This is a genomic window from Polymorphobacter sp. PAMC 29334 (genome assembly GCF_019431245.1).
Classification (GTDB): Bacteria; Pseudomonadota; Alphaproteobacteria; order Sphingomonadales; family Sphingomonadaceae; genus Polymorphobacter_B; species Polymorphobacter_B megasporae.
Genome location: NZ_CP080245.1, coordinates 94,259 through 107,127, shown reverse-complemented (window position 1 = coordinate 107,127; position 12,869 = coordinate 94,259). Strand labels below are relative to the sequence as shown.

12 protein-coding genes and 1 pseudogene are annotated in these 12,869 nt (G+C 61.8%); 10 read left to right on the top strand and 3 right to left on the bottom strand.

Annotation, left to right across the window (positions count from 1 at the left end):
• The 3 genes and pseudogenes from KZX46_RS21685 to KZX46_RS23560 form a co-directional block, all read right to left on the bottom strand.
• Positions 1 to 1,131, bottom strand: coding sequence for a hypothetical protein (locus KZX46_RS21685; RefSeq protein ID WP_219777370.1), 1,131 nt, complete (start codon positions 1,129 to 1,131; stop codon positions 1 to 3).
• A gap of 581 nt (positions 1,132 to 1,712) precedes the next feature.
• Positions 1,713 to 3,011: a TonB-dependent receptor gene (locus tag KZX46_RS23290; RefSeq protein ID WP_255615654.1), complete on the bottom strand. Its 1,299-nt coding sequence runs from the start codon at positions 3,009 to 3,011 to the stop codon at positions 1,713 to 1,715.
• Positions 3,012 to 3,350: 339 nt separating this feature from the next.
• A pseudogene (locus KZX46_RS23560) lies at positions 3,351 to 3,761 on the bottom strand (TonB-dependent receptor plug domain-containing protein); the annotation flags it as partial.
• A 161-nt stretch (positions 3,762 to 3,922) separates the two neighbouring features.
• Here KZX46_RS23560 and nikR point away from each other — a divergent pair.
• From nikR to KZX46_RS21630, 10 genes are all read left to right on the top strand, one after another.
• Complete coding sequence (gene nikR, locus KZX46_RS21675) at positions 3,923 to 4,369, top strand: nickel-responsive transcriptional regulator NikR (protein ID WP_219777368.1); 447 nt, start codon at positions 3,923 to 3,925, stop codon at positions 4,367 to 4,369.
• A gap of 236 nt (positions 4,370 to 4,605) precedes the next feature.
• Entirely contained in the window at positions 4,606 to 5,265 is a 660-nt protein-coding gene (locus tag KZX46_RS21670; protein WP_219777367.1) for a neutral zinc metallopeptidase, read from the top strand.
• 378 nt (positions 5,266 to 5,643) lie between these two features.
• Positions 5,644 to 5,901 carry a type II toxin-antitoxin system VapB family antitoxin gene (locus tag KZX46_RS21665; RefSeq protein WP_219777366.1) on the top strand — a complete coding sequence of 86 codons (258 nt, stop codon included), beginning with the start codon at positions 5,644 to 5,646 and terminating at the stop codon, positions 5,899 to 5,901.
• Positions 5,901 to 6,290 carry a type II toxin-antitoxin system VapC family toxin gene (locus KZX46_RS21660; protein WP_219777365.1) on the top strand — a complete coding sequence of 130 codons (390 nt, stop codon included), beginning with the start codon at positions 5,901 to 5,903 and terminating at the stop codon, positions 6,288 to 6,290. Before KZX46_RS21665 ends, KZX46_RS21660 begins: the two co-directional genes overlap by 1 nt.
• Positions 6,287 to 6,526 (top strand): hypothetical protein, encoded by a 240-nt coding sequence (locus tag KZX46_RS21655; protein WP_219777364.1) that lies wholly within the window; start codon positions 6,287 to 6,289, stop codon positions 6,524 to 6,526. The genes KZX46_RS21660 and KZX46_RS21655 overlap by 4 nt, the downstream gene beginning before the upstream one ends.
• A 228-nt stretch (positions 6,527 to 6,754) precedes the next feature.
• Positions 6,755 to 7,147 (top strand): hypothetical protein, encoded by a 393-nt coding sequence (locus KZX46_RS21650; RefSeq protein WP_219777363.1) that lies wholly within the window; start codon positions 6,755 to 6,757, stop codon positions 7,145 to 7,147.
• A gap of 1,030 nt (positions 7,148 to 8,177) precedes the next feature.
• On the top strand, positions 8,178 to 9,557 hold the full coding sequence (locus KZX46_RS21645) for a site-specific integrase (RefSeq protein ID WP_219777362.1): 1,380 nt from the start codon (positions 8,178 to 8,180) through the stop codon (positions 9,555 to 9,557).
• Complete coding sequence (locus KZX46_RS21640; RefSeq protein ID WP_219777361.1) at positions 9,554 to 10,813, top strand: tyrosine-type recombinase/integrase; 1,260 nt, start codon at positions 9,554 to 9,556, stop codon at positions 10,811 to 10,813. Before KZX46_RS21645 ends, KZX46_RS21640 begins: the two co-directional genes overlap by 4 nt.
• Positions 10,814 to 10,829: 16 nt before the next feature.
• The gene (locus KZX46_RS21635; RefSeq protein WP_219777360.1) at positions 10,830 to 11,120 is read left to right on the top strand and encodes a helix-turn-helix domain-containing protein; all 291 of its coding nucleotides are present in this window, start codon (positions 10,830 to 10,832) and stop codon (positions 11,118 to 11,120) included.
• Complete coding sequence (locus KZX46_RS21630; RefSeq protein WP_219777359.1) at positions 11,117 to 12,325, top strand: type II toxin-antitoxin system HipA family toxin; 1,209 nt, start codon at positions 11,117 to 11,119, stop codon at positions 12,323 to 12,325. The genes KZX46_RS21635 and KZX46_RS21630 overlap by 4 nt, the downstream gene beginning before the upstream one ends.
• Positions 12,326 to 12,869 lie beyond the last annotated feature (544 nt).

The window sequence follows — 12,869 nt, the reverse complement described above, 5'->3', positions numbered from 1 at the left end:
TCAGAGCGGAAGTAGGAAGGTGAACAGTGTACCCGCGGCGGGCGCCAAGCGGAAATCTTGCCACGGGCTGAGCTTCGGCGGCGCCCCATATGTCTGGTCCACTTGGAGTCCAAGGTCGGCATAGAGCGACTGGCGGCCGGTGCGCAGGCGCATGAAGCCGTTCCTCCGACGGAGGATGTCAACCACCGTCGACAGTCCCATTCCCGCGGTGGAGTTAGCCTTACGCGTCGCATGCTTGTCGAAGCAGGTCTCGATTGCTTCGAGTTCCTCTTCGCGCGTGATGTCCGCGAGCGGTCTTCCAAGCCAATGCGGCGCGTAGCCGGGACCGCTGTCAAATACCGATAACTCTAGTAACTGGATGTCGCGTCGCTTGCCCCTTGGCTCTAGCCGGTCGCAGTAGTCCGCGAGCGGCCGCGACGCCTCCACCATCTTCGCGAGGCCCGTGCGGGATATCGCCTGCCTGCGCGCGTGCAAACCGCGGATCGAGCGGCCGATACTGTTGCCGTGTTCGTCGGCCCGGCCGTATTCATCGGTATTGCGGAATAGCTCATAGAGTGCGTCTGCTATGCCGATCCGCAGGTCATGGTCCTCACGCGCGGGGAAGTAGTCTGGTACGGTGTGCTGGAGGATCAGTTCCGCGACCCGGTCGAACTCCTTGCGTGACAGAAGGCGATTGCCTGCGTCCGAGGTCGCGTAGAGCGTCTCCGGCGACGACCAGCCCAGGTGATCGGCACACAGGATCTCGATCTGCGATCCGCGCGACCAATTCCGCGGCGTGGAGCCCTGAAGCCCGTGAAGTCGTTCGAGTGCTAGCTCGCGTACCTCTGCCGTGACATCTCGATGGTCCAGTCCGTCAGCGCGGTCGCATAACAGGGCCGCACAGGTGCCCACGAGGTGGCTGGTCAGGGTTTCGAGCTGCTGGTCAACCGAATCTCTAGCGTACGTTCGGATCCTTGCAACCGATTGGGCCGACGCCCAAGTGAGAACGGCTTGAAGCACTGCCGGCTCGCCTCCTCCGACGTTTGCGCGGCTTCTGGTCGGCAGCGTCAGTACCGTGTCGGTGCGACGCCCCTCCAACTCGCGGATAACCCGCTCTGCCTCGGATATGCTGAACGAGCTCTCGACCTGCATCGGGTGCTTCCTTAGCTCCAATACGGTAAATGAGGAAGAGCGCTCAATCGCTTATGCCCTAGATGGTGGATGCGGCAGAGTGGATCGCAGCGGCTCCCGCCAGAAGCCGGACGAACCAAATCGCATTTTCCTGCAGAACTTTCGCTACGCGCCAAATACAAGCGTATTCGGCCCCAGGCGATGCGGTCGATCAGCGTCCGGTCGTACGGGCCGCGGCGGGAGGACGCCGGCAGATAATGGGCGCGGACGAGGACGTTGAACCATGCGCCGCGATAAGATGATTGCGATCCCGAAGGCGGGGATGGTCGAACACGTCCGCGGAACGACGCGCGTTCCAGATGCTGTGAGCGCATGAACGAATGTCTGGTTCTGAGAAAGCGCGGGGAGTTCCTGCACGTCCGAGATTGGGTCTACTTGTCCAATCACCAAGATCAACGAATGTCGGCTCACCGGAGAAACTCCCCCGACAGCAGACAGGCAGCTACCGGCCCTAGGCCGCCCCGGGATCGGAGCTGCGGCAGCGGCGATTGAGGGGTTGAACCAGGTCCGACCGCCTAGCAAAGGTATTGGTCGCATCAGAGCTAAAGGTGAACGGTCGCTGAAAGGCGCAGCTGCCGAGGCTCGATTGGCTTGACGTGGCGGTCGGCGACCCCGGCGAGCGGTTCACCGGCAAGCCGCGAAACGTAATAATATTCAATCTCGTAATCATGCGCGTCGAACGCATTGAGTAAATCCGCCGCTAGCTCGATCCGACCCAAGTCATAGCCTACTCGCGCATTTACCACGGTCAATGGACGGGCGCGGACGCTGTTATCCTCGATGATCGGATAGGGACCGAAGTGGCGAACACGGATCGCCGCCGACGCACGTTGATACTTAGCGACTACGCCAGCCGAAACGACGCTTTCGAGCGCGTTTACAATGTGGTCCTGACCGGGCGGCAGATCGGTCGAACGTGCAAACGAACGAGTATATTGAGCGTCGACCGTCAGCCAGTCAGCTGGCTTGTAGAAGGAGCTGAGTTCGTAGCCGTGACGCTGCGACGGCCCATTCGGACTGGTTTCGCCCTGATCGCCGTCATATTGCAGTTCGGAGTTGAGATGTAATGACCAGTAAGTCGCGGTCAGAGTAAGGCCGTCGATCGGGCGCGTACGAACGCCAACCTCGTAGCCACGCGCTTTGACCAACGCATCAACTTTCCCCGCCGGCGAGCCATCCTGCGGATTGATTGTGATCGTCGTGCCGCGTCCATCATTCGAATGGAAGCCTTCGCCGTAGTTGGCATAGACCTCGACCTGCTTGATCGGTGTCCAGGCGATCGCGGCCTTCGGGCTAACAATGCCGGCCGTGGCATGTCCCGAGTTCGCCGCGATGCTCGATCGGACCTGGAAGGCGTATCCGTCGCCGCGCAGACCAAGGATCACGCGGACATTTGATAGCGGATGGATCGTCGCTTCGGCGAATGCGCCGACGGACTCCTCGTCCACCCGATCCTGTCGAACGGTCGAGGTGATCTGACCAAATTCGCTGTGGTACAGCCCGACAGGTGCGATCAAATCATTTCGAGTTTCTGCGCCAACGAGTAATTCAACCGGCACGCCCAAATCAAAGGCAAACCGCTTATCGACCTTGCCGCCAAGCACGAAGCGGCTGTCGCGCTGTTCGAACTCGTCGCCGTGGACTGGATCATCGAGGAAATACGTGAAGTTCGAGATTAGCTTGAATTTATAATAATGCGCGTAGGCCAACGCTGTAATCGGCGTTGCGCCGTCCTGCGTCCAGTTAACCGATGCGCCGATCCGGGTGGTCTTGCCGCCGAGATACGGGTCGAGAAAACCGAGCCGGTCGATTAGCCCGGAATCGATCGCGCGCTCCGGCACCTGCTCGGCCGACCGGAAGTCGACGTGGTACGCGTCGAAGCTCGCCCGCAGAACGCCATCGCCGACCGGCCCCGTCCACTTCGTCAGAATGTTGAACGCTTTAAGATTGCCGGGAATATCGTACGGCCCGTTATCATAGCGGAACTCACCTCCAAGGAAGAGATCGCCTGCGCCGAGCTTGCGCGATCCTCCAGCGAGCAGTCGAAGATAGTCGCCGTCGACGCTGCCGGTGCCTGTCACGAACGGAGCAGCGGTATCGATCGTCTTAAACTTCGCCGAACCTGCAGTAAGAAAATCGCCGACATCCGCCCGGTAGGGCCCCTTGGCGTAGTCGATAGAATCAACGAATTCCGGGATGATGAAATTGATGTCAGTGAAGCCCTGTCCGTGCGCGTGCGTCCGCATGTTGACAGGCACACCGTCGATGAACTGGGCGAAGTCGGTGCCGTGATCGAGGTTGAAGCCGCGCAGGAAATATTGGTTGGCCTTGCCGCCGCCCGAATGCTGCGTAGCGATGAAACCTGGGATGACTTCGAGCAGTTCGCCGATCCGCTGAATAGGACGATTTTCGAGGTCGATCTTTCCGATTGTCCCCTCGGATGCAGAATCGGCAATCCCAATAAGGTTTGCCGCGCGCCCGGTAACGATGATCTCGGGCCCCGGCGTCGCGGCCGCCGCATCGACCGGCACGTCGACAGCTTCGGCACTAGCTTGAGCGGCAGCGGCAAGGAGCGTCGTGCCAAGAAGCATCGCGCGCAGACAGACCATCGTAGCCCTTCCGGTAGGAAACAGACCGACGATCTGCTTACACGCTTTACGCATGGCGATCTGTTAGGGATGCGGCTTGGTCGCTGAGACAGCGCGAAAACAATCGGCTAGTGTTAATTTTGCAATTTACCCGGGAACACAAAATGCAGCGTGTGACGGTTTCGCTCGACGAAAATGAGACAGCCGCATTCGATGCAATTGTTGTTGAACAGGGTTACGCGAGCCGGTCGGAGGCCATTCGCGATCTTGTTCGTCGGGCGGTGGACACTCGGCGTCTGAACGCGACGGTCGACGGCTCCTGCGTGGCAAACCTCAGTTATGTCTACGACCATCATCGAGCAACGCTGTCGCGACGCCTCACCGAACTGCAGCACGCACACCATGACCTGGTCGTCGCAACGACACATGTCCATCTCGATCACGACAACTGCCTTGAATCGACAATGCTTAAAGGAACCGTTGCAGCGGTACGAGCACTTGCCGACGCAATCGAAGCGACGAACGGCGTAAGGTATACGACACTGAATCTCATAAGTGACTCAGGCAGCGCAGGACATCCTCACGATAGTATGCCGAGTCACAATCACTAATTCCGAACAGCTAGGTTGACACAGGCATAGTCGCGCTTAAGTGCGCTGACGAACGCCTAGCCTTGCCGTTCAACTGCGGGCTTTCGACCGGCGTGGTGTAGGGTATGGGATCGATGTCGCAGGCAAGTAGCGCGTGTCGTGCGCAGTTTAACAACTGCCGTCGGTCAAGGTGAGGCTCTATAGCTATGCTAAAGCTTGAGATCCCTGCTGCGCGCCCGTCTGGACTGGCGGCGCTTATGCTTGTCGTGGCGATGCACGTCACGGCCGATCCGCCGCAGCCCGAAGCCGAACAAGGGTCGATCCTCGCATCGACAATCATAAATTCGACGTCCGAGGAATGGTCCGCCGTCTTCGCCACGACCGGCCACGCCTACGCCGCGCCGCGTACCATTTATCTGCAGCCACCTCGCCACCATCCGGCCCGTGGCTTCAGCTATCTTCGCGGTATTGGCGTCGCGATCGACCTCGGCGAGTTGACAGACATCGAACGCTTCCTCGGTAGGGACGCCGACGCCGTGATCGCATTGATTATTGCCCACGAAGTCGCTCACCACGTTCAGTATTTGAACGAGAAGCGACGCGGGATCGCCCAACCTCTTGGGTCGGATCGTGAGCAGCAGGCCGATTGTGCCGCTGGCTGGTGGCTGGGACGAGCCAACGCTCGCCGGATAGCCGGAGGCGGCGGCCCTCTTTTCACGGTGCCAGATATCGACCGGCAATTGCCGCGGGTGCTTCAGGCATTGGATACGCTGAAGACGGGCCACCTCGCAAACGACGAAGCCCAATATTCGACTGGCCATGGTCTGAGCGCGGCGCGAACGGTCGCGATGCGGCGCGGGCTGGCATCGGCGGATGTCAGCGTTTGCGGTGCTAGCGTCACGCCGTTAGGCAACTAAATTTTGCCTGCGCCTCGACAGCTCCGGAGCAGGGGCACGAAATGTGCAGGTGTGAACGAACGGCCGCCTGTCGCGCGCTGCAACTCCGAAGCGATCGGTCTAGATTCGACCAAACTTCGATCTGGGCTGCCTGAAATAAGGTGTGCTATCCGGACTGCTTCTCAACGGCTGAACTATCGCAGTTAGGTGCGAGCGTTCCGCGCAACGGCCGCATTTGGGGCGGTAGCCGGCATCGGATCCTTGATTTGTCGAACGGCAGCTATGCTGTGTTTCGTGCCAGGAAGCGGACAGGCGGCTTCCGGCCCCGAAAAGGGCAGTAGGCACGATCATCAGACAAGAGTATATAACGAGGGCTTATTTCTAGATTGTGAGGCGGTGATGGCGTTGAGCCTGAAGGATCGAGAGACCGATAGTCTCGCGCGGCAGGTAGCGAGCTTGACCGGCGAAACGCTGACCGAGGCGGTGCGTGGTGCGCTCCGGCTGCGGCTGCGTGACGAGCAGCTCAAACGCGGTGAACGGCCGTGGGACGATGCGGCAATCGACGCGATCATCGAGCGGTTCAACGCGCTGCCGGTGCTCGATCACCGAACCGACGACGATATCCTTGGCTACGACGAACATGGCCTGCCGTCCTGATGGTCATCGACAGTTCAGCGCTGATGGCGATCCTTCGCCGCGAGCCGGAGGAGCAGGACTTCCGGAAGGCGATCAAACTGGCGGCGAGCCGCTTACTCAGCGCATCGACTCGCGTCGAGGTCGGTATCGTCGCGCTCGGGCGGGCGGGAGAGGCCGGGCTCGAACAATTGCAGGCCCTGCTGGACACACTCAGGGTCGAGACCGTGCCTGTCTCGGCCGACCATGCCGACCTTGCGATCGACGCCTTCCGGCGCTTCGGCAAGGGACGGCATCCCGCCGGGCTCAACTTCGGCGATTGCTTCTCCTATGCGCTCGCCAAGGCCACGGGCGAGCCGCTGCTGTTCAAAGGCCAGGACTTCTCGCAAACCGACATCGAGCGGGCCGTTTGAACGCCGTCGAGATCGAGGAAGCCGTGTCGGCGCTCGCCAAACTTCCTGCGACGCGGGCAGAGTCCTCGTTCGCGTTCCTCGAAGCGTTAGGCAAAAAGGCGACGACGATTAAGTGCCTGCGAGCCGACGCATCGAACCGGTCGGATATTGGCGGCGTATTGCAGACCAACCACATCCCTATCGGCGTTATGGAGCCAGATGCCGTCTCGGCGATGCTGGCGCGGTTGGACCAGTAAACATCGGCGTATCGCGTCGCGCGCGTCGCCGCCCGCGGCCTTGTTTGAAGAGGTGGATGTTGGCAAGATTGCGATCATGATAAAGCCCGAAACTGCGCTTGGAACAGGTGCCACACTATGACGAAATCCTCGTCTCAGCGGCCCAAGGTGAACTGGCCCACGCGGCTGCGGATCGCCTTAGACGTTGCCGTCGAACGGAGGTCTCCGTGGGCTTCGCCACCACGCTGGATGACCGCCTTCGCGGGGACGGTGACCGTCGCCTCACTCGCTGCAATATCGGCCGGCGTCGCTACCTCGCTTGTGGTCGCGGCTGTGATGATCATGGCCTCGCTGATGATCCTGCTGTCGGGACCGATCATCGACCGGATCATGTACCGGATGCATACGCGTGCAGCCCTGCCGGAGGAGATCGCAGCGCTGCGACTCTACTCCCGACCCGGCACCTGGCCGCTTGTCCGGAGCGCGGCCGACGGCTGGCGGCGCAGCCGTCCAAAGCTCCCGATTACGCTCGCCATGATCCTGCGCTGGGAGGGCGAAGCGGCTGCCCAAATCCGCGCCACCTTGCCGCCTTCGAAAGCCGAGCAGGCCGCAGCAAAGGCTCAGGTTCTCGCCTTCGAATAGGCCGAGCGTTTCGACGGTTAAGCCTCGCCGCGCGGCGTGCAAGCCTTCGCTTTTTTGCGGCAGCTTTTGCTGTATCGATGCGTGCTGGTGGAGGCATCTGAGGTGGTTCCGAGACCCGCCTATTTAGGCGTGCTCCCGCTTGCTCCTGGCACGCATTTCCGACACCGAAAGTGGTCGGCTGAGTCGATCCATTTGCTGTGTGTCGTGGCGCCTCGTAACTCGCATCGGCGGCCGGAATGCGGCCCGTTCGAGGCCTGTCCAGCACCGGCGTCTAAGCGGCCTGTGACAAATGCATTTCCATCGCCGAGTGATCCGCAGGAAGCAGCCAAACTGGACTCAACGTGCCAAGTTTCGTCGACCGTTTCTGACCGCCGCGGAGCCCGCGCGGAGCCGTCCTCAGGCCCGAAGATGCCCCGCTCGAGACGATGCGGATCGGACGAGTCGAAGTGGCGACAAGACGCCGGAATAGCGTGTCTCGCGAAGGCTTGCAGAAGCTGCCCTTTGGCTTGGGCGAAGCAGATAACCCCTGGCTGAGGAGCGGCCGTGGAGAGCGGACTTGCGGTCGCGGATTGCTGCCTTTCGCGTGCTCGAATCTGGCGGCACCGGCTCCTGTCGCCAAACAGATTTTTGACCGTCAGCGCGTATCCGGGACGGGGCTCCGAACGCGGCTTTAGAACCGCATCGAACCCGACGAAATGCGCGCGAATACATGAATGCATCGCTGGGAGCGAAGCTTATCGATAGACGCCAATAAGCGCTCAACGGCTGTGATCGCGACTGCGCAATATGCGCCATCTTGCTGGCTATTTGGTACCCGTTTCGGTACAGAGTAGGAACGCAACAGGATCAAGCGACTGAGCTACGTTTAGAGGATTGAGGGAGGGTCCGCCGCTGCGCTAGGCTAAGTCACTCATCTGGAAGTATTTCTTCGCTATCTAGTGACGGCCCCGTGGGCCGAAAACAGGCGGATTTTGTTCTATATTGACAGCACACCCTACGCAACCTGCGGCTGCAAAGAGCCATAAGATCAATGCCTTATGGGAGAACTAGCATGTCACGGAATAATGGCAAAGACGGAAACAATCAAGGAAATCAATCGCATAAGCGCAAGTTGGTGGACGACTTACGCAACCGGCTGCAGAGGCCGATTCGCGTTACGGCAGGCGACCAATCCGCTTCCGATCGCAGCCCGGATTTTGGACCTGATCGCCCACCGCTGAGGCTCGGCAAGCTGACTGTCAAACGCGATCACGTGGTGGATGCGAGACAACCCACCGCGCGGTCGGAAAAGTCAGCTGATACGTTCCACTGGGACCCGATCCTGAAGGGCTTCGGGATACGAGCCTCGGCTACCGGACGCCAAGTTTATTTCGTCCAGTATCGCGAGCGTGGCCAGACCCGGCGCCGGGTCATCGGCTCGGTCGCGGACCTCGATCCGCGGACGGCACGACGCAAGGCGCGGCAGATCCTGAGCACAGTCAAGGTCGGGCTCGGCGTGGTCGATCCGTTCAACCTGCCACAGCCGGCGCCGACGATGACCTTCGCGGTCTTCGCCGATCGCTTCTGGGAGGCGCACGCCCATCGCTGGGCGCCAACGACACAGGCGTCAAATCGGAAGGCAATCGACCGGGTCATCCTGCCCGAGTTCGGCAAGATCGACCTCGCCGAGATTACCCGGGCGATGGTGCGAAAATGGCATGCAGCCATGGGCGACCGGCCCGGCACGGCCAACCGCACGCTGCCGGTACTTTCGGTGATGATGGCGACGGCGGAGATGATGGGACTACGGCCACGGCAATCGAACCCGTGCACGCGGTTTACCCGCTTCCGCACACAGCGGATGGAGCGGTATCTCAGCCTTGCCGAGGTCCGCGCCCTTGGTGCGGCGCTGCGACGAGCGGAAGGCAAGTATCCGCAGCAGTGCGCGATCATTCGGTTGTTGTTGCTGACCGGCGCGCGCAAGCGCGAGATCGAGTCGCTGCGGTGGTCGTATCTCGACGACAGTTTTGCTCATTTGGCTGAGTCCAAGACCGGGCCGCGGACGGTCTACCTCGGTCGACCCGTCAGGGAGCTTCTGGCGACGTTGCCGCGAGGGGACGACGACTTCGTCTTCCCCCATCAGCACGTCAGAGCGCACGCTGTAGTCGATTATTATACCTGGAATCGTATCCGCATTTCCGCCGGGCTGGCTGACGTCCGCCTCCACGATCTCCGACATACCTTCGCCAGTCATGCCGCCATGATGCGCGTGTCGCAGCCGGCCATCGCCAAGATGCTCGGCCACTCGCTGTTCGAGACGACCGACCGCTATACGCACCTGAGCGACAGCAGCGTCCGGGAGGCGGTGGGACGTGTATCGGCCCACCTTGCCCGCGCCACCGGTTTTGTCACCGAGGGGGACGCCCAGTGAACGGGCTCGCAACCCCAACGGCCGGTAGCGCGCCGCGCAAGCGTGCCGGTGGCCCGCAGTTCGCCGATCGCGAGCTAGTCCCGCTTATCGGGCACGACCGTGTCGAGTGGGACATGACGCTGCCCGGGTTCGGACTGCGCTGCCTGCCCAGCGGGCGGCAGACGTGGATCGTCTTTACCCGCATCAAGGGGGTGGTGCGGAGGATCAGCCTCGGCAACCGCGCGGTCGTCACCGAGCATCAGGCGCGCGGCGCGGCTCAGCTTCTCATCCTCGAAGCGAAGGTCCGCCGCGATCCGCTCGCGCGCAAGCGCGACGCGCTGGCCGCACCGATGTGTACGGCGTTCGCCGACCTCTATCGGCGCGTCGGTGTGCTCCGCTGGAAGCCGGGGACGATCAAGGCGTACGACAGCTACTGGCGGACCCATCTTGGTCCGACGTTCGGGCGGCGCTTCCTCGATCAGATCGACGAGGCGAGCGTCTTCGAGTGGTTCTCGGGGTTAAGCCGAAAGCGACCCGGAGCCGCGAACCGTGCCCTCGACATTCTGCGCAGCATGTTCGCCACGGCGGAGGAATGGGGCACGGTTCCGCATCATTCCAACCCGTGTCTCGCGATCAAGCGTAACGCCGGGAAAGTCTACCGGCGCTACTTGCCCGACGAGGAGTTGGCCCGGCTCGGACGCTCGCTCGACCAGCTTCAGGCGGAGTATCCGATCCAGGTCGGGGCGGTCCGGATGCTGATCTACACCGGCTGTCGCAAGCAGGAGATCCTCAAGCTGCGCTGCAACGACATCACCGGGCGGCTGATGACCTTGCGCGACAGTAAGACCGGGCCTCGCGTCGTCGAGCTAGGTCAGGCGGCAAGGGATGCGCTCGCGCTGATCCCGCGACAGCCCGGTCATCCGTACGTGTTCCCGAGCCCCAGCCGACGACGAGTGCCGATCAGCGATCTGCTGACGTTCTGGCACAAGATTGTCCTGCCGCATGCCCGGATCACGCCGCTGCGGCTGCACGATCTCCGGCATACGTTCGCCAGTCACGCGGCGATCGAAAAGGAAAACGCCGCGATGATTGGCAAGATGCTTGGGCATAGCGGCACCGACAATGTGCAGCGCTATATGCACCTTGCTGACCAACCGGCGCTCGACGCGGCGGAGCTGGTCAGCAGCGTACTATGGGACAGCCTTGTGCAAGGCACCAGCACTGCAACTCCAATAACTGCCAAAATAACAGCAGCAGGGTGCCAGTCCGCCCGATAACTGCTAAGAAGTCAGCATGATTGAGACTATTCAAGAGCTTGCTGACGGGGTGGCGGCCCGGCTTCGATCGGTTCGGCTCGATGCCGATCTGACTCAGGCCGGGCTTGCCGCTCGGTCCGGTGTCACGCTCGCCTCGCTACGGCGGTTCGAGACGACTGGACAGATCGCGCTTGAGAGCCTGATCAGACTGGCGCAGGCGCTCGGGCGCGACGCGGACATCGCAACGCTGTTTGCGCCGCCGCCGGTGGCGAGCCTCGACGAACTAATCACCTCCGGCAAGCCGCGTCAGCGTGGTCGCCGCTTATGACCGCGCTGCTCGACGTTCGTCTCGACATCGGCGCGCGCCAATTGAAGGTCGGTCGTCTCGCTTGGCGCGACCGGCGGGCGCTGTTCGAGTATGCGCCTGAGTTCCTCGCCGCAGGGCTACCGCTGTCGCCGCTTCGCCTGCCGCTGAAGCCCGGGGTCCAAACCGCACCGCGTGACCCGTTCGCCGGGATGTTCGGCGTGTTCGCCGACAGCTTGCCCGAGAGTTACGGCCGCTTAATGCTCGACCGCCGTCTGCGAAGCGTCGGGCGCGATCCCGGGGCGCTGACACCGCTCGATCGGCTGGCGCTGGTCGGCGAGGGCGGGTTCGGCGCGCTCCGCTTTGTGCCAGCCGATGACATGGCCGACGATGAGTTGTCGATGCCGGACCTTGACCGCCTTCAGGCTGAGGCTCTAGCGGTGATCGCTGGCGAGCCATCCGATATGCTTGGCGCCCTGCAGCGTCTCGGCGGTAGCGCCGGCGGCGCTCGGCCCAAGGCGCAGGTATGGCTGGGTAAAGACGACGCCAGCCTAGCCACAGCGCATGCCCCCGGGCTGGCGCCTTGGTTGGTCAAGTTCCGTGCGCCCGGCGATCCCGAAGACATCGGCGCGCTCGAAGCGGCCTACAACGCGATGGCCAGCGCCGCCGGCATCGAGGTCGCACCCTGGCGACTGCTGCCGTCACGCACAGGGCCCGGACACTTCGCCAGCCAGCGATTCGACCGGGATGTCGACGGACCGCTTCACCTGCACTCGCTGGCCGGCTTGCTCGAGGCCGATCCAGACGGCGCGTCGGTGAGCTACCGTGAGTACCTCCGCGCCACCCAGTATCTGACCCGCGACGTCCGCGAGGTCGAAGCTACGTTCCGCCGGATGGCGTTCAACGTAATCGCGCATAACCGCGATGACCACGCCCGCAATCACGCGTTTTTGATGAACGCCGACGGCGAGTGGCGACTGGCGCCGGCGTTCGACTTGACGTTTTCGCCCGGTCCAAGCGGCGAGCATTACCTCGCGGTCGGCGGTGAGGGCCGCAGGCCCACCAGGGTGCATGTGTTGGCCGAAGGTGAGTCGGCAGGACTGCCGGCAAAGCGGCTAGAGACGATCCTCGAAGAAGTGGCCGCAGCTGTCGATCAGTGGCCGAAGCTGGCCGCGGCGGTCGGCATGACATCGGCTCGAATCGCAGAGATCAAAGCAGTTATTGACTGAAAATGACGGCAGACCGGCGATCACTGATGATATCAATCTGTAATGCCCTTCCTGACATAGACTGGTTTGCCAAGGATGATTGCACAGCCCAAGGAAGGGAAACTCTGCCTGTCCACTTTCGGTAGGAGATGCGCGCCTTCCTGTCGCCTTCCAGCTAGTTAGTCTGGGAGCTTCGCGCACAATCGCCACGTATCGGCGGCGCTGTTGATCAGCCCAACTGCTGTCGTTCGCTCCGGTTAGCTTGCAACCGACATTGGGCCGTTTTGCGATAAATTGTGACTTTCACATAAGCCTCGTACGATAACTCGTCCATCTTGCAGCACTCGAGGCTCCTGCGCCCTTCACAGACTGACGTTGTCGTTCCTACCGTCTCGCATCGCCGCCGATCATGCCTTAAAGCGCTCAGATTTGCTGTTGAAGGCGGAACGACCGCTTATTAGCGCTCCGGTAAGATAGGAGTTGTACATGGTAGACGTCGACTATCTATCCCTGTCACGGGAGGATATCTACATTGCAGCCTTGTCGGCAATCGTCTAGAGGAACA